Source organism: Streptomyces sp. SD31 (assembly GCF_052068475.1).
Taxonomy (GTDB): Bacteria; Actinomycetota; Actinomycetes; order Streptomycetales; family Streptomycetaceae; genus Streptomyces.
In genome coordinates, this window is record NZ_JBQHCX010000012.1 from 275,978 (window position 1) to 294,881 (window position 18,904).

Annotated in this window: 18 protein-coding genes; 8 read left to right on the forward strand and 10 right to left on the reverse strand. The window is 70.7% G+C overall.

Features of this window, described 5'->3' with window-relative positions:
* Positions 1 to 38: 38 nt before the first annotated feature.
* Together ACTMVF_RS26310 and ACTMVF_RS26315 are read right to left on the reverse strand one after the other, a co-directional pair.
* A complete protein-coding gene (locus ACTMVF_RS26310) occupies positions 39 to 479 on the reverse strand; it encodes an SRPBCC family protein (protein ID WP_403327328.1) in 441 nt (146 codons plus the stop codon).
* A gap of 158 nt (positions 480 to 637) precedes the next feature.
* Complete coding sequence (locus tag ACTMVF_RS26315) at positions 638 to 1,435, reverse strand: metallophosphoesterase family protein (RefSeq protein ID WP_302001334.1); 798 nt, start codon at positions 1,433 to 1,435, stop codon at positions 638 to 640.
* Positions 1,436 to 1,743: 308 nt separating this feature from the next.
* Between ACTMVF_RS26315 and ACTMVF_RS26320 the strand changes: the two genes are divergently transcribed.
* Positions 1,744 to 3,540, forward strand: a complete 1,797-nt coding sequence (locus ACTMVF_RS26320) for an AMP-dependent synthetase/ligase (RefSeq protein ID WP_441273572.1) — start codon at positions 1,744 to 1,746, stop codon at positions 3,538 to 3,540.
* A gap of 19 nt (positions 3,541 to 3,559) precedes the next feature.
* Here ACTMVF_RS26320 and ACTMVF_RS26325 read toward each other — a convergent pair whose 3' ends face one another.
* Together ACTMVF_RS26325 and ACTMVF_RS26330 are read right to left on the reverse strand one after the other, a co-directional pair.
* Complete coding sequence (locus tag ACTMVF_RS26325; RefSeq protein ID WP_441273573.1) at positions 3,560 to 5,146, reverse strand: GMC oxidoreductase; 1,587 nt, start codon at positions 5,144 to 5,146, stop codon at positions 3,560 to 3,562.
* Between the two features lie 199 nt (positions 5,147 to 5,345).
* A complete protein-coding gene (locus ACTMVF_RS26330; RefSeq protein WP_441273574.1) occupies positions 5,346 to 6,488 on the reverse strand; it encodes a glycosyltransferase family 4 protein in 1,143 nt (380 codons plus the stop codon).
* Between the two features lie 119 nt (positions 6,489 to 6,607).
* On the opposite strand from ACTMVF_RS26330, the gene ACTMVF_RS26335 reads away from it, so the two are divergent.
* The gene (locus ACTMVF_RS26335; RefSeq protein WP_441273575.1) at positions 6,608 to 7,843 is read left to right on the forward strand and encodes a glycosyltransferase 87 family protein; all 1,236 of its coding nucleotides are present in this window, start codon (positions 6,608 to 6,610) and stop codon (positions 7,841 to 7,843) included.
* Here the strand turns inward: ACTMVF_RS26335 and ACTMVF_RS26340 are convergent.
* Positions 7,804 to 9,120, reverse strand: a complete 1,317-nt coding sequence (locus ACTMVF_RS26340; RefSeq protein ID WP_441273576.1) for an MATE family efflux transporter — start codon at positions 9,118 to 9,120, stop codon at positions 7,804 to 7,806. The genes ACTMVF_RS26335 and ACTMVF_RS26340 overlap by 40 nt on opposite strands.
* A gap of 89 nt (positions 9,121 to 9,209) precedes the next feature.
* Here ACTMVF_RS26340 and ACTMVF_RS26345 point away from each other — a divergent pair, with 89 nt between their 5' ends.
* Positions 9,210 to 9,740 carry a PadR family transcriptional regulator gene (locus ACTMVF_RS26345; RefSeq protein ID WP_441273577.1) on the forward strand — a complete coding sequence of 177 codons (531 nt, stop codon included), beginning with the start codon at positions 9,210 to 9,212 and terminating at the stop codon, positions 9,738 to 9,740.
* On the opposite strand, the gene ACTMVF_RS26350 is transcribed toward ACTMVF_RS26345, so the two are convergent.
* The 5 genes from ACTMVF_RS26350 to ACTMVF_RS26370 form a co-directional block, all read right to left on the reverse strand.
* A complete protein-coding gene (locus ACTMVF_RS26350) occupies positions 9,728 to 10,921 on the reverse strand; it encodes a hypothetical protein (protein WP_441273578.1) in 1,194 nt (397 codons plus the stop codon). The genes ACTMVF_RS26345 and ACTMVF_RS26350 overlap by 13 nt on opposite strands.
* 54 nt (positions 10,922 to 10,975) lie before the next feature.
* A complete protein-coding gene (locus ACTMVF_RS26355) occupies positions 10,976 to 11,989 on the reverse strand; it encodes an NlpC/P60 family protein (protein ID WP_441273579.1) in 1,014 nt (337 codons plus the stop codon).
* A 224-nt stretch (positions 11,990 to 12,213) separates the two neighbouring features.
* Entirely contained in the window at positions 12,214 to 13,251 is a 1,038-nt protein-coding gene (locus ACTMVF_RS26360; protein WP_441273607.1) for an NlpC/P60 family protein, read from the reverse strand.
* Positions 13,252 to 13,462: 211 nt separating this feature from the next.
* Positions 13,463 to 14,806 (reverse strand): NYN domain-containing protein, encoded by a 1,344-nt coding sequence (locus ACTMVF_RS26365; RefSeq protein WP_441273580.1) that lies wholly within the window; start codon positions 14,804 to 14,806, stop codon positions 13,463 to 13,465.
* Positions 14,807 to 14,843: 37 nt separating this feature from the next.
* Complete coding sequence (locus ACTMVF_RS26370) at positions 14,844 to 15,083, reverse strand: hypothetical protein (protein ID WP_403327350.1); 240 nt, start codon at positions 15,081 to 15,083, stop codon at positions 14,844 to 14,846.
* Between the two features lie 179 nt (positions 15,084 to 15,262).
* Here ACTMVF_RS26370 and ACTMVF_RS26375 point away from each other — a divergent pair, with 179 nt between their 5' ends.
* From ACTMVF_RS26375 to ACTMVF_RS26395, 5 genes are all read left to right on the forward strand, one after another.
* A complete protein-coding gene (locus ACTMVF_RS26375; protein ID WP_441273581.1) occupies positions 15,263 to 16,021 on the forward strand; it encodes a rhomboid family intramembrane serine protease in 759 nt (252 codons plus the stop codon).
* On the forward strand, positions 16,018 to 16,299 hold the full coding sequence (locus ACTMVF_RS26380) for an Lrp/AsnC family transcriptional regulator (protein ID WP_031483291.1): 282 nt from the start codon (positions 16,018 to 16,020) through the stop codon (positions 16,297 to 16,299). The genes ACTMVF_RS26375 and ACTMVF_RS26380 overlap by 4 nt, the downstream gene beginning before the upstream one ends.
* Before the next feature lie 96 nt (positions 16,300 to 16,395).
* Positions 16,396 to 16,689 (forward strand): small secreted hydrophilic protein, encoded by a 294-nt coding sequence (locus tag ACTMVF_RS26385; protein ID WP_441273582.1) that lies wholly within the window; start codon positions 16,396 to 16,398, stop codon positions 16,687 to 16,689.
* 103 nt (positions 16,690 to 16,792) lie between these two features.
* Entirely contained in the window at positions 16,793 to 18,157 is a 1,365-nt protein-coding gene (locus tag ACTMVF_RS26390; protein ID WP_441273608.1) for a sensor histidine kinase, read from the forward strand.
* A gap of 16 nt (positions 18,158 to 18,173) precedes the next feature.
* Positions 18,174 to 18,836, forward strand: a complete 663-nt coding sequence (locus ACTMVF_RS26395) for a response regulator transcription factor (protein WP_441273583.1) — start codon at positions 18,174 to 18,176, stop codon at positions 18,834 to 18,836.
* Positions 18,837 to 18,904: the final 68 nt, after the last annotated feature.

Here is an 18,904-nt window from a genome sequence, read left to right on the forward strand (position 1 = left end):
CTGGGGATGGGACGGGTAGGGGCGGCGGGGGCGACGAACTACTTGCCCGACTCCACCCGCTTCTTCAGCCCCGCCAACGCCCGGTCGATGATGACCTTCTCGGCCTTGCGCTTGATCATCCCCAGCATCGGGATCTTGACATCCACCGTCAGCCGGTACGTGACCTCGGTCGCCCCGGCCCCCGCCGACTTCAAGATGTACGACCCGTCGAGCGACCGCAGCATCTGGGACTTCACCAGCGTCCAGGACACCTCGTGCTCACCGCTCCAGGTGTACGCCAGCACCTGGTCGTCCTTGATCGCGCCGGCGTCCATGACGAGGCGAACCTGCTCCGCGCGGCCCTGGCCGTCGGTCTTGAGGACCTCCGCCTCCTTCACCTCGCCGGTCCAGTCCGGGTAGCGGGCGAAGTCGGCGATCACCCCCATGACATCGGCCGGTGCCGCCTCGATCGTGATGCTCGAGCTGGTGTGTTCCGCCATCGCCGTGGCTCCTCCAGATGCGGGCCGGTATGAAGTCGTGGTGTGCACGTGTGCACGTATGCAGCGTTGCAGCGTGAAGGCTACCGCGCCCCCGACCAGCCGACTTCACCCCCACCTGCGCCCATCGCCGACTCCACGCCCAGGGGACCGGAATTCACTCACCATTCCAACGCCCACGGCTCCCCCACCCCAGCGAAGTGCCCCACGTTCACACACTCCGTCGCCCCGATCCGCATCCGCCGCACCAGCGGCTGATGGACATGCCCGAACAACGAATAACGCGGACGCGTACGGCGAATCGCCTCCAGCAACGCCCTGCTGCCCCGCTCGAAGCGCCGCGCCACCGTGTCGTACACCAGCTCCGGGACCTCCGGCGGAATGTGCGTACACAGCACGTCCACCTCGCCCACGGCCTCGATCTTCGCCGCGTACTCCTCATCGCTGATCTCGTACGGCGTGCGCATCGGCGTCCGCAGGCCCCCGCCCACGAACCCGAAGACCCACCCCCCGATCTCCACCCGCTCCCCGTCCAGCACCGTCGTGCCCGGCCCGGCGTACTCCGGCCACAGGGGCGGCATGTCGACATTGCCGTACGTCGCGTACGTCGGCGTAGGGAACGCCGCGAACATCTCGGCGTACTGCTTGCGCACCGCCTTCTCGATCACCGCACGCCGGTCCGAGCCGATCCCGGCCCACAGCCGCGCCCCGAACTCCCGCGCCTCCTCGAAGCGCCGGGCGGTGCGCAGTTCCACGATGCGGTCGGCGGCCTCCACCCCGAACAGATCGGGGAAGATGCCGCGCGAGTGGTCGGCGTAGTCCAGGAACAGCACCAGGTCGCCGAGGCAGATCAGGGCGTCGGCACCCTCACCGGCTCTGGCCAGGTCACGGGCGTTGCCGTGCACATCACTGACCACGTGTACGCGCGTCCTGCGGTTTCCCGTCGGTGTCGGTGCCATGGCGATCAAGGGTAAGCGTGTGCGCCATACGTGAACAGTGGCGGCGGGACCGATGGTTACTGGCCAGTCGTCAGACCGCTCGACTACTGTGCGCGCAGGAATACAAGCAGAAACACCAATCCGTGTGACGCAGCGAACATCTCGCCGGGACCCCCTGTCGAAGAAGCCATACCGGCGGGTAACGTCCGGTCGGTCCAGTCGTGCTCTGGATTTCAACATGTGAATCCCAGAGCACTTGCCCGAGCCTTGGACCGCACCGTCGCATCACACAACGTCGTGGCGCCGGCGCCCTATGAGGAGCAGCAGTCTTGCGCGAGTTCAGCCTTCCGGCTTTGTACGAGGTCCCTGCGGACGGCAATCTGACCGACATCGTCCGCAGAAACGCCGCGCAGCATCCGGACGTCGCCGTCATCGCCCGCAAGGTGGGCGGTGCCTGGCAGGACGTGACGGCCACCGCCTTCCTCGCCGAGGTGCGCGCGGCGGCGAAGGGGCTCATCGCCGCCGGGGTCCGGCCGGGCGACCGGGTCGGCCTGATGTCCCGCACCCGCTACGAGTGGACCCTGCTCGACTTCGCGATCTGGTCGGCGGGCGCGGTCACCGTGCCGGTGTACGAGACCAGCTCGCCGGAGCAGGTGCAGTGGATCCTCGGTGACTCGGGCGCGACCGCCATGATCACGGAGCTGGACAACCACACGGCCGCCGTCGAGTCGGTGCGCGACCGGCTGCCCGCCCTCAAGCACGTCTGGCAGATCGAGGCCGGGGGCGTGGAGGAGCTGGGCCGGCTCGGGCAGGACATCAGCGACGCGACGGTCGAGGAGCGCAGCTCGCTGGCGAAGGCCGACGACCCGGCGACCATCGTGTACACGTCCGGGACGACCGGCCGCCCCAAGGGCTGTGTCCTCACCCACCGCAGCTTCTTCGCCGAGTGCGGGAACATCGTGGAGCGCCTGCGGCCCCTCTTCCGCACCGGCGAGTGCTCGGTCCTGCTCTTCCTCCCGCTCGCGCACGTCTTCGGCCGCCTCGTGCAGGTCGCGCCGATGATGGCGCCGATCAAGCTGGGCAATGTCCCGGACATCAAGAACCTCACGGACGAGCTGGCCTCGTTCCGCCCGACGCTGATCCTGGGCGTCCCGCGCGTCTTCGAGAAGGTCTACAACTCGGCGCGCGCCAAGGCCCAGGCGGACGGCAAGGGCAAGATCTTCGACAAGGCCGCGGACACGGCCATCGCCTACAGCAAGGCGCTGGACACCCCGTCCGGCCCGCCGGTCGGCCTGAAGATCAAGCACAAGGTCTTCGACAAGCTGGTCTACAGCAAGCTGCGCGCGGTGCTCGGCGGCAAGGGCGAGTACGCCATCTCCGGCGGTGCCCCGCTGGGCGAGCGCCTCGGGCACTTCTTCCGCGGCATCGGCTTCACGGTCCTGGAGGGCTACGGCCTGACCGAGTCCTGCGCCGCCACGGCCTTCAATCCCTGGGACCGGCAGAAGATCGGCACGGTCGGCCAGCCGCTGCCGGGCTCGGTCGTGCGGATCGCGGACGACGGTGAGGTGCTGCTGCACGGCGAGCACCTGTTCAAGGAGTACTGGAACAACCCGGGCGCGACCGAGGAGGCGCTGGCCGACGGCTGGTTCCACACCGGTGACATCGGCACCCTCGACGAGGACGGCTACCTCAGGATCACCGGCCGCAAGAAGGAGATCATCGTCACCGCGGGCGGCAAGAACGTCGCGCCGGCCGTGATCGAGGACCGTATCCGGGCGCACGCGCTGGTCGCGGAGTGCATGGTGGTGGGCGACGGACGGCCGTTCGTGGGCGCGCTGGTCACCGTCGACGAGGAGTTCCTGGGCCGCTGGTGCGCCGAGCACGGCAAACCGGCGGGCTCCACCGCGGCGTCGCTGCACGAGGACCCCGACCTGCTGGCCGCGATCCAGTCGGCGGTCGACGACGGCAACGCCGCGGTGTCGAAGGCGGAATCGGTGCGGAAGTTCCGCATTCTCCCCTCCCAGTTCACGGAGGACTCGGGCCATCTGACGCCGTCGCTGAAGCTCAAGCGCAACGTCGTGGCGAAGGACTTCGCGGACGAGATCGAGGCGATCTACCAGAAGTAGGGCCCCTTCCGGAAAAGCGTCATGGCGCGGTGTCCTCCACGAGGACCCGCGCCATCGTGCGTTCGGCGAGCGCGGTGATGGTCACGAAGGGGTTCACCCCGATCGACCCGGGCACGAGCGAGCCGTCCGTGACGTACAGGCGTGAATACCCCTTCACCCGGCCGTAGTTGTCGGTCGCCTTCCCCAGCACGCAGCCGCCCAGCGGGTGGTAGGTGAAGTCGTCGGCGAAGACCTTGTTGGACGAGCCGAACAGGTCGTACCGGTAGATCGTGGAGTTCGCCCTGTTGATCCGGTCGAACAGCTTCTTGGCCATGCTCACCGACACCGCGCTCTGGGCGGCACTCCAGCCGAGTTTCACGGCTCCCGTACCGCTGTCGTACGAGAACGACGCCCGCGACGGATTCTTGGTGATCGCCAGATAGAGGCTGACCCAGTGCTCCAGTCCCGTGGGCAAGGGAGCGATCTCGGCGAAGACGGGGTTGGCGGCGTTGGCCCAGTCGTCGATGCCCATGACCGGCATGGTCGACTGGTTCTCCCCGACCGTGTCCCACAGGTGGTTGGCCCGCCCGAGCATCACGTTGCCGTTGGTCCCCCACCCGCTGCCGACGCTCGCGTCCAGGGCGGGCAGTGTGCCGGACTCCCTTGCGCGGACGAGGAGTTCGGTGGTCCCGATGCTGCCGCCGCCGAGGAAGAGGTACGTACAGCCGTACTCCTTGGTCTCGACGACCGTGCCGGTGTTGTCGATCCGGTCGACGGTCAGGAGGTACGTCCCATCGGCCGCCCTGCTGATCGACCTCGCCCTCTCCAAGGTGTGGATGGTGACGTTCCCGGTGCCGAGCGCGGAGGCCAGGTACGTCTTGTCGAGGGTGCGCTTGCCGTGGTTGTTGCCGTAGATGACCTCGCCGGCGAGGGCGGACTTGGTGGCCGTACCGGCCGCCTCGCGCTGCATGTGGGCGAAGTCGTAGACGTTGGGCACGAAGGTGGTCTTCAGGCCCGTGTTGGTCGCGTGGGTGCGGGAGATCCGGGTGAAGCGGTACCACTCGGTCGACTCGAACCACGCGGGGTCGATGGTGTTGACGCCGAGCATGGAGCGGGCGCGCGGGAAGTAGGTGCCGTACATCTCCGCGGTGTCCACGGTCGGGAACTGCTCGGCGAAGTAGGACCGGAGCGGGGTGACCGCCATGCCGCCGTTGACGAGGGAGCCGCCGCCGACGCCTCGGCCGACGTACACGGACATGTGGTCGTAGTGCACGCGGTCCAGGACTCCGGGGTAGGGGCTGATGTCCCTGTTGACCACGTCCAGCCACAGGAAGGTGGCGAGCGGGGCCTCGGTGCGGGTGCGGAACCACATGGAGCGCTGGTCGGGGGCGCTGGTGGAGCAGAAAACCTTGCCGTCGGGGCCGGGGGTGTTCCAGAGGCGGCCCATTTCGAGGACGAGGGTGCGGATGCCGGCCTGGCCGAGGCGGAGGGCGGCTACGGCGCCGCCGTAGCCTGAGCCGATGACTATCGCCGGGGCGGATTCGACTGCGTCGGGCTGGGCGGCTCGGGCGGACTGGAGGCCGATGCGGGTGAAACCGAGGGTGGCTGCGGTTTGGAGCGCGGCCATTCCGAGGATTTGACGTCTTGTCAGCTGACGCTGCATCAGGTTTGATGTCATGTGCGCAGCATGTGCGGATTATCTGGTTCCGCCTAGTGGGGTGCCGCGGATTCGTTGTTGGCGAGTGCGGGTTGTTTGTGGCTGGTCGCGCCCGCGCGGCGGAGCCGCATATCGATACAGCCCCGCTCCCCTAAAGAAGGGCGTTGCCCTACAGCAGCGTTTTCAAGTTCTCCGCGAGCAAGTCCCAGCGCCATCTCTGCTCGACCCACTCCCTGCCCCGCTCGCCCATCCTGCGGCGCAACTCCGGGTCTCCCAGGAGTGTGACGATACGGTCGGCGGCCGCCTCTGGGGAGCCACCCCTGACGACCCAGCCGGTCTCGCCATCGAGTACGGCATCCGGCGCCCCGCCCGAATCCCCTGCCACCACCGGCAATCCCGTCGCCGACGCCTCCAGGTAGACGATCCCGAGGCCCTCCACATCGAGCCCCCGCCGCCGCGTCCGGCACGGCATCGCGAAGACGTCTCCGGCGCCGTAGTGCGCGGGCAGCTCGGACCAGGGCACCGGCCCGGTGAACCGGACGGAGTCGGCGACCCCTGTCTCGCGCGCCATCCGCCGCAGGTCCTTCTCGTACGGCCCGCCCCCGACGATCAAGAGCACCGCGTCCGGCTCGGCGGCCAGGATGCGGGGCATGGCCTGGATCAGGGTGTCCTGCCCCTTGCGCCGGACCAGACGGGAGACACAGACGACCACCGGCCGGTCCGTCAGGCCCAGCCGTGCCCGGATCTCGTCGCCGCCCGACCCGGGGTGGAAGGTCTTCTCGTCGACCCCCGGCGGCAGCTGCACCATCCGCGAGGCCGCCTGCGGCGTCAGGGCGACGGCGATCCTCGATCGCGTGTACTCGCCGAGGTAGGTGATCGTGTCCGTCCCCTCCCCGATGCGGCGCAGCAGCTGCCGGGCCGCGGGCAGCTGGGCCCAGCCCGCCTCGTGGCCGTGGGTCGTGGCCACCAGCCGCTCGGCGCCGGCCTTGCGCAGCGCCGGGGCCATCAGGCCGAGCGGCGCCGCCGCCCCGAACCACACCGAGGTGCACCCGTGCTCGCGCAGCAGCCCGACCGCCCGCCGGGTCGCCGCGGGCGTCGGCAGCAGCATCGTCGTACGGTCGCGTACGACCGTGAAGGGCTGCTCGGCGTCGAAGGCGGCGGTGGCCTCGGCGCCCTCGCGGCCGCGCTTCCAGGTGGAGGCGTAGACGACCAGCCGCTCCGGGTCGAGCCGCAGCGCCATATTGTGCAGGAAGGCCTGGATGCCGCCGGGGCGGGGCGGGAAGTCGTTGGTCACGATCAGGGTCTTGTGCATCGTCGCCGACCTTACCGAAGCCGCTGTTCACAGCTGGGGCTCGGCCACGTGTGTGGCCTGCACACAGCTGGAGGGGACATCATGTTTGCCCACGGCGGGAGCGAACGGCAGGGGATCTGGTGGAGACGACGGGCACGCGACGGTCCCTGACGTGGCTTCTGGGGGTCTGGGGCCTGACCAGACTGGTTCTGCTGCTCTTCGTGTTCAAGGTGTACGTCTTTCCGGGCCCGGACGTCACCAGCGACGTGTCGGTGATCTACCAGGGCTGGTACGAGGTGCTGCGCACCGGAACGTTCCCCCTGGACGACGTCACCTGGCAGTACCCGCCCGCCGCCGCGCTCGCGATCCTCTCCCCCGCGCTGGTGTTCTGGCTGGACTACCCGTCGGCGTTCTTCGTCCTCGCCTTCTGCGCCGACCTGGCCGTGCTGCTGCTCCTGCAGTCCGCGGGCCTGCGCCCGGGCCGGACGCTGCGCGGGGCCTGGGTGTGGGCGGTGGGCGTACCGCTGCTCGGACCGACCGTGTACGCGCGCTACGACGTGATGGTCACCGCCGTCGCCGTGGCCGCCCTGCTCGCGGGCGCCCGGCATCCGAGGGTGATGGGCGCGCTGACGGCCTTCGGGGCGATGCTGAAGGTGTGGCCGGTGCTGCTGCTGGTCGCCGCCCGCAGGCGCGGCGCGTGGGCGTCGGCCACGCTGACCGTCGGCGCCCTGGCCGCGCTGTTCGCCCTCGCCATGCCCGGCGCCTTCGCCTTCCTGACCTTCCAGCGGGACCGCGGCACCGAGGTGGAGTCGCTGGGCGCGCTGGTCTTCCACGTGGCCCGGCACTTCGGCTGGGACGGCCAGGTGCTGCTCAACTACGGCTCGGTGGAGTTCCTCGGCCCGCACGTCGGCGTCGTCAGCAAGGCCGCCCTCGCACTGAGCGGGCTCGCCTTCGGCTGGCTGCTGCTGTGGCGGCTGAGGGCGAGGCGGTTCCTGTCGCACACGCTCGCCGACGCGGCCTTCGTGGCGGTGCTGATGTTCGTGACGACCAGCCGCGTGATCAGCCCGCAGTACCTGGTGTGGCTGGTCGGCCTCGCGGCCGTGTGCCTGTGCTTCCGCGGCAGCCGCATGGCGCTGCCCGCCGGCCTGGTCCTCGCCGCGTCCTTCGTGACGGTCCTGGAGTTCCCGATCTGGTTCTCGCACGTCGTCGCCAGCGACGGCCTCGGCATCACCCTGCTGTTCCTCCGCAACGGCCTGCTGGTCCTCGCCTCGATCGTCGCCGCCCGCGCCCTGTGGCGCTCGACGGTGACCCGCACCGCCCCGCTCCCCGTACCGGCTCAGGCGACCCGCGCCAAGGAAACGTCACTGCCCTCCTGACGCCGGGCCCTGCGGAACAGCACCAGCGCCCCCGCGCACTGCACCCCCATGGCGACCGCCAGGGCCAGGCACACACCCGGCAGCCCGAGGCCGGACAGCCCGTACGCGAGCGGCAGCTGTACGGCCGTACCGAGCACGGTCACCCGCAGCAGCGCCGGCGCCGCCCCGCCGCCCTCGAAGACCCCGCCGAGCGCGATGAAGCAGGCCATCAGGAGCAGGTAGGGCCCGACACAGCGCAGGAAGAGCACTCCGGCGTGGGCGATGCCGGGACCGGCACCGAAGGCGGCCATGAGCCAGGGCGCGGTCACGCCCAGCAGGACGGCCGCGGCGAGCGCGAAGGCCCCCGCGACCAGCACCGCCTGCCGCCCGATCGCGCCCCGCGCGTCCTGCCCCGCGCCGAGCAGGTGCGCGGTGTGGATGGCGGCGGCCTGGCGCACCGCGTAGAAGCCCATGGTGGCGACGTACATGACCTTGTACGCGATCGCGTACGCGGCCACCGCCGTCACCCCGAGGCGCGCCACGATCGCCACCAGCACCAACGCGCCCGCCTGCCGCACCGTGAAGTCGGCCGACATCGGCAGCCCGGTCCGCAGCGTCCGCCGCGCCGCGCTTGCGAGCGACCGCGCGGGCCGCGCGTCGGCAGCCGCCCGCAGCAGCCGGTTCCGCCGCAGCGCGACCAGCCCCACCCCGAGGGCGAGGCTCCTGCACAGCACGGTCGAGGCGGCGGCGCCCTGGACGCCGTAGACCCGGATGAGGAACGGGTCGCAGACCATGATCAGCCCGTTCGCGAGCAGCGCCAGACGCAACGGGGTCCTGGTGTCCCCGGCGCCTTTGAGGATGCCGTCCACCAGCTGCTGCGCGAAGAACACCGCCGTCCCCGGCAGCGCGATCGCGAAGTAGTCCACCGCGAGCGCCTGAGCCGCACCCCCGTCGAGCACCAGCCGCGCCAACGGCTCCCGCAGCAGGAACCCGCCCACGACGACCACCGGCGTGAGAAGCGCCCACACCGCCCATCCCCCACGGACGGCGGCCCGCACGGCCCCGGCATCCCCCGCGCCCCTGGCATGCGCGACCAGCACGGTCGTACCGGAGCCGAAGACGAGCGCCACCCCGAGCAGGACGTTCTCGGTGTTGGTGGCGACCGCCACGGCGGCCACGGCCGGACCGCCGAGCCGGGACACCCAGACGGTGTTGATGATCCCGGCGGCCACGGAGGCGAGGAGCGAGAAGTAGACGGGCTGGGCGAGCGAGACGACCTGCTTGCGGTGCGCGTTCACAATCCGGCCCCCCGACACCTGGACAATACCTCGATTCGAGGTAGCTCGATAAGAGGTACCATGGGCTCATCACGTCCGCAAGGAGGACCATGCTGGAGCTGTCGATCCTCGGCTTCCTGGCCGAAGCGCCCCTGCACGGCTACGAGTTGAAGGCGCGTATCAAGGCGCTGAGCGGCCACGTCCGCCCAGTCAGCGACGGCGCCCTCTACCCGGCGATCACGCGCCTGATCAAGGCGGGCAAGCTCGACGAGCACGCGGAACCGGGCGCGAGCGCCGCCCCGCGCCGGATCCTCTCCCTCACCGACAAGGGCCGCGAGGACCTGCTGGACCGCCTGCGCCACCCCAAGCCGGTCGAGATCACGGACCAGGTGCGCTTCAACACGGTCCTGTCCTTCCTACGGCACCTGCCGGACCGCCGGGAACAGGCCGAGGTGCTGCGCCGCCGACTGGAGTTCCTCACCGCGCCCACGAGTTTCTTCTACGAGGACGGCAGGCCGGTCCGGGCGGAGGAGGCGGACGACCTGTTCCGGCAGGGCATGCTGCGGGTGGCCCGGGCGACGGGCGAGGCGGAACGCGCGTGGCTGACGGAGGCGATCGCCACGCTGGATCAGCCGAGCTGAGCCCGCAGATACTCCCGCCACCGCGCGGTGAACTCCTCCAGCGACGTCCCGAGGACGTCCTTCAACGCCCCCTCTACCGCCCCCTCCCGCCGCTCGTGCGTGCCCACGGCCCGGTAGAACTCGCCGAGCCTGACCTCGCCCCAGCGGTCCGCGATCATCCGGCAGGCCATCCACCCGCTCTCATAGGCCCGCGCCAGCTTGTTCGCGTCGCCGGTGAAGCCGAAGTCCGCGTCGGCCGGGAGCGCCTGCGGGCCCCGCCCCTCGGACACGGCACGCCACAGCTCGGGCGCGGCCTGGGACGGGGAGCGGCCGCTGCCGAGGTAGCCGACCCAGTCGGCATAGCCCTCGGAGAGCCACAGCGGGGTGGCGGCGGTGGTGTCGGCGCGGGTGGCGACATGTGTGGTCTCGTGGGTGAGGACGACCTGCTTGCCCACCTTCCCCAGGACACCGTACGCATCGGGGTTGACGATGATCCGGTCGGCGGGCGCCTTCGCCGGAGCGCCGGTCTCGCCGGTGGTGACGGCGGCGATCCCGCGGTAGGAGGACGCCGGCGAGCCGAGCAGCCCGGCCATGTCGTCCAGGGACTTCGGTACGAGGACCACGACGCGCCGGGCCCAGTCCGTGCCCCACGCCTGCGACACGGCCGGCACCGCGTCGTCCGCCAGTTCCGCGTACGACCGCAGCACCGCCTCGGACTGCCCGACGCCGAGGACGAGGCCGGCGTCGCCCCGTACGACGCTCACCTTCCCCTGGTCCCACAGCTGCTCGGCGGATGTGCCGGCCGGTCGCTCGGCCTCGACGTACCACTCGCCCCGCGCGTCCAGGCTGAGGCTCAGTGTGCGGCCGGCGCTGACCGGGGCCCGGTCGTGGCCCTCGACGCGATAGTGGAGCTCGGCCTCGGCGGTGGCGGTGTCGCCGGTGCGGTGCAGGCCGGTCAGGCGGTACGACCAGTCGGCGAGGGGCACCGCGCTCAGGTTGTCGAACCCGGCCGGCGCGCCCGTCCGGCGATACGTCGCCTCGTCGCGGTCGAGCAGCGCGGCCGCCCGCCGGTCGAGAACGCGCTGCACCTCGGCCGTGGCGCTGTCGGTGTCGGACCGCCCGCCGCAGCCCACCAGACAGACCAGCAGCAGACAGAGCGCGAGGACCACCCGCGCTCCCGACGCCCGCCTTCGACCAGCCATTTCCCGATCGTACGGCGACGGGGGCGCGGCGGTCAGACCCGTGCCACCGCCATGTCAGACCCGGGTGACCGTCGCCCCCGGCATCATGCCCACCGGGTCGTAGCGCACGGGTGCGCCGGGGTAGGGGGCGTGGATCACCTGGCCGTCGCCCACGTACATCCCTACGTGGCTGGCGTCGCCCCGGTAGGTGACCACGTCGCCGGGCTGGGCCTCGGAGAGCGGGACCTGCCGGCCGGCGTACCGCTGCCCCTGCGAGGTGCGCGGCAGGGAGACGCCGGCCTGGGCGTAAGACCACTGGATCAGGCCGGAACAGTCGAAGCCGGAGGGGCCGTTGGCGCCCCAGATGTACGGCTTGCCCAGCGCGGAGTGGGCGGCGGCGAGGGCGGCTGCCGCGCGGCCCGACGAGGCGGCCATGCTCCCGAAGTCGGGCATGACGTCGCGGCCGGAGCGGGAGGCACGGTCGTAGGCGGCGCGGTCGGCCTGGGTGAGGGAGTTGAGGAGCCTGCGCGCCTGGGCGAGTTTGCGCTCGACGATCCGCTTGTGGGAGGCGACGACCTTCCGGCTCTTCTCCAGTTCGACGAGTTTCCCGGCCGCCTCGGCGCGCTCCTGGGCGAGGAGGCGCATCGCGTCCTGGAGGTCCTTGAGCTCCCCGGCCTGGTGGGCGCTGATCCGGGCGATCCGGGCGGCCCTGTCGAGGTAGTCGGCCGGGTCGTCGGAGAGCAGGAGGGCGAGGGAGGGGTCGATGCCGCCGGACCGGTACTGGGCACCGGCCAGCGAACCGAGGGCGTCCCGCATGGAGTTGATGCTCTCCTGCTTGCGGGCGATCCGGTCCTGGGCGTCACCCACCTGCTTGCGGAGCTTGTCGGCACGCTCGTCGGCCTTGTTGTAGGCCTCGGTTGCCTTCTCGGCCTCTTCGTAGAGACGGTCCACCTTGGCCCGGGTGTCGTCGTGCGGCGTGGCCGTGGCGGGTACGACCCCGAGGGCCGTTGCGGCGGCTGACATGACGCAGAGCGCTGCACCGGCGCCCCGGTCGAACCCGGACGGTGCAAGGCGGCGATGGGACCCCACGGGAAGCCGCTCTCCTTCCGCTGGCGGACAAGGACTTCTCCCCCGCAGCGGGGGAAACGCGGCAGACAGTAGCTCCGTGCGGGGGTGACGACCAACGACCGCGACGGGCACACAAAGTGACGCCCCGCCTATGACGCAGGTCATGGGCGGGGCGTGGGGTCAGCGCGGCTTGTCGTGATTCGCCCGTTCGGGCGGCACGTTGTGTTGATCTTGGAGAGCTCGGATCAGACCCGGACGCCCCACATGAACGGGCCGCCGATGGTGTCCATCGACTCGTACCGGACGACGGTGCCGGTGCGCGGGGCGTGGATGATCTGGCCGTTGCCGGCGTAGAGGCCGACGTGGTGCAGGTCGTTGAAGAAGAAGACGAGGTCGCCGACCTGGAGATCACTCTGCGAGTAGATGCGAGTGCCGATGTTGGCCTGGGCCTCCGAAGTGCGCGGCAGGGAGACGCCGGCCTGGGCGTAGGCCCAGGAGGTCAGGCCGGAGCAGTCGAAGGAGGAGGGGCCGGTGGCGCCGTAGACATAGGGCGAGCCGAGCCTGCTCTGGGCGGCGGAGTACGCGGCGGCGGCCCGGCCGGAGGAGGCACTGCTCGACCCGAGGACTTCACGCGAGCTGGCGCGGCTGGCGCGGGCCTCCTCCTCGGCGAGGGCGGCCTTCTCCGCGGCCGTCAGGGTGTTGAGCAGCTTCTGGGCCTCGGCGAGCTTGGCCTGGACCTGCTGCTTCTTCTTGCCCAGTTCGGTGCGGGTGGCGGAGAGGTCCTTGAGCTTCTCGGCGGCCTCGGCGCGCTCCTGGGCGAGTTCGCGCTGCTTCTCCTGGATCTTCTTCAGCGACTCGACCTGCTGAGCGCTGAGCTGGTCGGCGGTGGACGCCTTGTCCAGGTAGTCGTCCGGGTTCGACGACAGGAACAGCTGGAGGGAGGAGTCGATGCTGCCCGTGCGGTACTGGGCGGCAGCCGCCAGGCCCATCGCGTCGCGCAGCTCGTTGAGCTCTTCCTGGCCGCGCGCCACGTTGTCCTGGATGGTGGAGATCTCCTTCTGGAGCTTCCCCTGCTTCTCCTTGGCCCCGTTGTACTCCTCGGTGGCGTGCTCAGCCTGCTCGTAGAGCTTGTCGACCTTGGCCTTGACCTCGTCCTTGCTCGGCTTCTCGCTGGGCGCCGCGTTGGCGGCCTGCGAACTGATGGCCACGGCAGCAGCGGCGGCTGTGGTCAGCACGGTCACACGTGCTCGGCTCGGCTGCTTGGGTCGACGGTGGGACGCCACGGAGGTGAAACCCTTCTTCTGAGTGATCACCCGCTCGGAGGTTCGACGCCAGACCCTAGTGACCGAGTTGTGATCAGATCAAATCCTCACACGAAAATCCTCGTCACACCTGTCATTCTTTACACACAACTCACATGGAGTGAGGCGCGCTTGACACTGCGTTGCGCATCTGCTCCACCAATTCGGGCATTGCGCCTGTACGTTGGCGTTTTCAGGACAGGCGCTTGAGAAGTACCGCAGAAGCCACCGGCCGTGCTCCGGCGCGGGCGACGCCGTCCGCCACCTCGCGGTCGGTGGAGGCGACGATGACCGGACGGCCCGGCGGCTCGGCGCGCACCAGCTGGCGGATCAGCTCGTCGGCGGTCACGCCCGGCTTGGAGAACAGCACCCGCACACCGCGCGGCGGCGCGAGGAGCACCGGCGCGGCCAGCTCGGCCCCGTCGAAGACACAGGTCACCTCGGCGCCCGTCTGTGCGGCGAGCTGGGAGAGCTGGCCGAGCAGCCGCAATCGCTGCTTCTCCAGCGGCATCTGGGGATAGCCGGTCTTGGTGACGTTGTAGCCGTCGACCACCAGATGGGCCTGCGGCAGTGCGAGGAGCTGGTCGAGGATCGCGGGGTCGTTCTCGGACAGCGCCCGCGCGGCGATGTCCTTCGGGGTCATCCGTCCCGGTTCGACCGCGTCCACGGTCTCGGCGGGCCGCACGGAGACCGGCGGCAACGCCAGCTCCCGGCGCAGTCCTTGGGTGGCGTCCAGCAGGGTGTCGAGGAGCAGCCGTACGCGCATGTCCTCGACGCTGCGCCCCTCGCGGGCCGCTCTGCGCGTGGCCTCCAGGGCGGCCTCGGCCTCCGCGAGCCGCGCCTTGAGGCGCCGGGTCTCGCTGTCGGCCGCGGAGACCTGGGCGTGCCCCTCGGCGCGTACGGCCTCGATCTCGTGCTGGACCTTGCGCAGGGCGGCCTCGCCGCGCTTGACGTCGCTGAGGGCCGACCGCAGCTTGCGGTGCAGCGATTCGGCTTCCTTCTTCGCCGCGTCCAGCTCGGTGCGCAGCCGCTCGGTCTCGGCCCGGGTGTGCTCACGGGCGTGGGCGAGCTCCTCGCGCAGCCGTTCCAGCTCGGCGCGGCTCTCCTCGTCGGCGCGCTCGGCGTCGGCCCGCTGGGCCTCCTCGCCGGCCGCGGTGACCAGCTTGACCCAACCGGTGGGCCGAAGAACGTAGGCCGCGGCCGCCACGTCGAGCGGATCCGCGGCCGGAGGCGCCGAACCTGAGTCGAGAGCGCCGGAGAGCTCCGGCTGGGCATCTCTGAATTTCTCGCCGATGCGCTGGCGGAACAGCGGATCGGTCTCCAGCGCCGCCGCCATGGCGTTGCCGGCGAACTTGGCCCGGCGGTTCGGGGCGAACCGGGCGTACTGCCGCAGCTGTGCGGGCAGTTCGCCGACGGTCAGCCCGCCGAACCCGTCGGACACGATCTGCACGACCTTGCGCCGTACTCCATCGGGCAGCGGACGGTCGAGCACCTCAGCGGCGCCGTCGTCCGGCCCCCCGCCTTGTGTCTCCACCATCCGTCACACCCCAATGCCTGTGCGGGCTCCGCTCCCGTCAGGAGTCGGCGCCCGGCCTGTCCACGAGTTCCACCTTGTCCACGGCGTTGCACCAGCGGCAGCGCACCGACTCGATGGTCTCACTGAGCACCTCGCGCTCCTCGACCTTCGGCTCGCCGGCCAGATCCAGGTGGACGTACTCCACGACCTTGGACGAGCGCGTCACGTCGAAGCGCGTGAGGTTGCCGCAGAGGGTGCAGCGCCACCGCGTCGTGGCGGTCGGCAGGGGAACCGTCATCGTGACCGTGCTCTTTCCTTCTAGCCTTCTATTGTCCGTGCTACGCCCCGGAGCTCCCCGGTGCGTGTGGCTCGTAACCCTACGGCCTGGCGGGTACTCGCCGCTCGGCCGTCCCCAGGGCCTGCCCGGCGGCGAGGCGGTCTGTGCGACTGCGTCCCCTTACGTCATGCTCTGTGTCCATGATCAGCGACTGGAGCGTGGCGCGTTTGGGGGCCAGGTGCGGCAGGGTGGGCCGATCGGTCTTCCGGTCGTCGGCGCCGGTGACGTACGGGCTGATCGTCCTGTGCTGTCTGCTCTTCCTGATGGGCCCGGCGGCGGGGCTGAATCCGGCGTACGGCTCCGGCGACGGGCTGCTCGCGGCGCAGCGGGCCTACTTCCACCGCTGGGGTGTGGTGCCGGCCGAGCTGTTCGAGGGCTCGCCCCGCGCCGCCCTCACCCCGGCCACGGCCCTCTTCGTGCACGGCAGCTGGGTGCATCTGCTCGGCAACATGCTCTTCCTCTACGTCTTCGGAGTGATGACCGAGGAACGGATGGGCCGCGTCCAGTTCACGCTGTTCTACCTCGGCTGCGGCTACCTCGCCCTGCTGGGCTACGCCGCCGCCAACGACGACTCCACCCAGTCCCTGGTCGGCGCGTCCGGGGCGATCTCGGCCGTCCTCGGCGCGTTCCTGTTCGTCTTCCCCGGCGCGCGGGTGACAAGCCTGCTGCCGTTCCTGCTCTTCCTGCCGCTGCGCTTCCCGGCATGGGTCGTGCTGCCCTTCTGGGTGGCCCTGCAGTGGGTGGCGGCGGGCCGGGCGGACCAGGGGCCGGGGGTGGCCTATCTGGCACACCTGGTGGGCTTCGGGCTGGGCTTCGGCTATGCGTGGGCTCGCTTCAGGCCTACGACTAGAGTGAAGGCCGCCCCAGCTCCGGCCTCCGAGGGAGAGAACCAGCCGTGATCACCGCGATCGTCCTCATCAAGACCAGCGTGGACCGGATTCCCGAGATCGCGGAGCGGATCGCTTCGCTGGAGAGCGTCACCGAGGTCTTCTCGGTCACCGGTACGTACGACCTGATCGCCATGGTCCGGGTGAAGCAGCACGAGGACCTCGCCGAGGTCATCCCGGGCCGGATCAGCAAGATCCCCGGCGTGGAGGCGACGGACACGCACGTGGCGTTCCGGACGTACTCGCAGCACGACATCGAGGCCGCGTTCGCCATCGGCCTGGACAGCTAGCGCACCCACGGCCGGGGGCGCCCACGGCCCGATGATGAAGAGTTCTTCATCCTGGGCTCATCGTCGCCGCCGGGTGCCGTGGGCAGGATCGGCCGTATGGTCTTCTCGCACCGGATCGCGGCCCTGGCCGCCGTAGTGGCGATTCCGCTCGGTATCGCCGCGACCAGCTTCGCCCTCACCGACACCCCGGAGTCCCCCAAGGTCCCGGCCAAGGTGGAGCTGGACAGCGGCTCGCCCACACCGACGCCCACCCGGCCCACACCGACACCGAGCGACGAGGTCGTCTCCCGGCCTCCGGTGACCGACAGCCCCGCGAGTGACGACGATGACGACACCCCCGAGCGGGAGACCGCAGACGACGACCGCGGCGAGCCCGGGGACGACGGCTAGGGGGCGTCCCGGCGACGCCGGCATGATCCAGAAGTCACCCCCCAGCCCCGTGCGCCGGCGGATCTCCGCCCGGGTGCGCATTCTGCTGTGGCTGCTGTTCGTCATGGCCGTCGGGCTCGTGTCGGTGGCGACGACCACGCGCTCGATCCTGTTGCGGGACGTCGGCCACCGGGTGAACGGGCTGCTCGCCCAGGAGGCCGGCGAGTTCGCCAACTTCGAGGAGCGGGGCGTCGATCCCGAGACCGGCCGCCCGTTCACCGACCCGTCGCGGCTGCTGGAGGAGTTCCTCATACGGCAGTACGCCGACCCGGACGAGGAGCTGCTCGGCCTGGTGGACCGGCCGGGCCCCACCCCGGCGCATCTTCGCCAGCCGCGCGACATCCCCGTCGCCCTTCCCCTGTACAAGGACCCCGACGCCCTCCGCCGCATCTTCGACTCACCCGACTCCACCGGCACGCTGCACCGCGCGTCGGGCGAGGTCCGCTGGGCCAAGGTGGCCGTCGCCCGGGCCGGCGGGCAGACGGAGGCCGCGTTCGTCGTCGCCTTCCACCCGGGGCGCGAACAGGCCGCGGTGAACGAGGAGTTCCGCATCCTGCTCGCCATCTCCGGGGTCGCCCTGCTGATGACGACCGGCATCGGCTGGGCGGTCGCCGGGCGGATCCTCAAGCCCGTGCGGCTGGTGCACACCGCGGCGGCACAGCTCACCGAGCAGGACCTCACCCGCCGCATCCCGGTGCACGGGCGGGACGACATCGCCGCGCTCGCGGAGACGTTCAACGCGATGCTCGACCGGCTGGAACGCGCCTTCGCCGCCCAGCGGGAGTTCGTCGACGACGCCGGTCATGAGCTGCGCACGCCGATCACCATCGTGCGCGGGCATCTGGAACTCATGGGCGACGACCCGGCGGAGCGCGAGGAGACGATACGGCTCGTCACCGACGAGCTGGACCGGATGAGCCGCATCGTCGAGGACCTGCTGCTGCTCGCCAAGGCCGAGCGCCCCGACTTCGTCACCCCGGAGCCGGTCCAGGTCGCCGAACTCACCGCCGACGTCTACGTCAAGGCCCGCACCCTCGGCGAGCGGGACTGGCAGCTCGCCGAAGTGGCCGATGCCGAGGCGGAGTTGGACCCGCAGCGGATCACGCAGGCGATGGTCCAGCTCGCCCAGAACGCCGTGCAGCACACCGCGCCACGGCAGACCGTACGGATCGGCTCCCGCGTCGACGGCCAAGGCATCGAGCTGTACGTCGCCGACTCCGGGCCCGGCGTCCAGCCCCAGGACACCGAGGTGATCTTCGAACGCTTCCGGCGCGGCACCGCCCGGCGCGGCGCCCAGGGCTCCGGTGCCGGTCTCGGCCTGTCGATCGTCCGGGCGATCGCGGAGGCCCACGGCGGCCGGATCCGCCTGCACGCCACCGAGGGCGGCGGCGCCACCTTCGTACTGACCCTGGAAGGGGCCCGCCCATGAACGAAGAGGTAGGCACGTGAACCGCATTCTCATCGTCGAGGACGAGGAACGGATCGCCTCCTTCGTCGAGAAGGGCCTGCGCGCGGGCGGCTTCACCACGACCGTCGTCGGCGACGGCGAGGCGGCGTACGAATACGCCCTGACCGGCGGCTTCGACCTGGTCGTCCTGGACATCGGCCTGCCCGGCAGGGACGGCTTCACGGTGCTGCGCGAACTGCGCGAGGCACGGGTGACGGTGCCGGTGATCGTGCTGACCGCCCGGGACTCCGTACGGGACACGGTGGCCGGTCTGGAGGGCGGTGCCGACGACTGGATGACCAAGCCGTTCCGCTTCGAGGAACTGCTCGCCCGGGTACGGCTGCGCCTGCGTACGGCGGCCCGGGCACCCGAGGTGACGGTACTGCGGTCCGGCTCGCTGACCCTGGACCTGCGCACACGGCGGGCTCGGGCGGATGAGCGGACCGTGGACCTGACGGCCCGTGAGTTCGTGCTGCTGGAGCTGTTCCTGAGGCATCCGGGGCAGGTACTGTCCCGCGAGCAGATCCTGTCGCACGTGTGGGGCTACGACTTCGATCCCGGGTCGAACATCGTGGACGTGTACGTGCGGGCGCTGCGCAAGAAGCTGGGGGCCCAACGGTTCGAGACGGTACGTGGGGTCGGGTACCGCCTGTCCGCGTGAGGTCTGCCGTCCGCGTGAAGTCTCCTTCATGTACGGCTCATCAAGGGCTCACGGCTGAGGTGAACCCT

Bases quoted from the DNA above. Each gene is read 5' to 3' on its own strand.
- ACTMVF_RS26310 (WP_403327328.1), bottom strand. From the start codon at position 479: ATGGCGGAACACACCAGCTCGAGCATCACGATCGAGGCGGCACCGGCC.
- ACTMVF_RS26315 (WP_302001334.1), bottom strand. From the start codon at position 1,435: ATGGCACCGACACCGACGGGAAACCGCAGGACGCGCGTACACGTGGTC.
- ACTMVF_RS26325 (WP_441273573.1), bottom strand. From the start codon at position 5,146: ATGGCCGCGCTCCAAACCGCAGCCACCCTCGGTTTCACCCGCATCGGC.
- ACTMVF_RS26330 (WP_441273574.1), bottom strand. From the start codon at position 6,488: ATGCACAAGACCCTGATCGTGACCAACGACTTCCCGCCCCGCCCCGGC.
- ACTMVF_RS26345 (WP_441273577.1), top strand. From the start codon at position 9,210: ATGCTGGAGCTGTCGATCCTCGGCTTCCTGGCCGAAGCGCCCCTGCAC.
- ACTMVF_RS26350 (WP_441273578.1), bottom strand. From the start codon at position 10,921: ATGGCTGGTCGAAGGCGGGCGTCGGGAGCGCGGGTGGTCCTCGCGCTC.
- ACTMVF_RS26365 (WP_441273580.1), bottom strand. From the start codon at position 14,806: ATGGTGGAGACACAAGGCGGGGGGCCGGACGACGGCGCCGCTGAGGTG.
- ACTMVF_RS26370 (WP_403327350.1), bottom strand. From the start codon at position 15,083: ATGACGGTTCCCCTGCCGACCGCCACGACGCGGTGGCGCTGCACCCTC.
- ACTMVF_RS26375 (WP_441273581.1), top strand. From the start codon at position 15,263: ATGATCAGCGACTGGAGCGTGGCGCGTTTGGGGGCCAGGTGCGGCAGG.
- ACTMVF_RS26385 (WP_441273582.1), top strand. From the start codon at position 16,396: ATGGTCTTCTCGCACCGGATCGCGGCCCTGGCCGCCGTAGTGGCGATT.
- ACTMVF_RS26390 (WP_441273608.1), top strand. From the start codon at position 16,793: ATGGCCGTCGGGCTCGTGTCGGTGGCGACGACCACGCGCTCGATCCTG.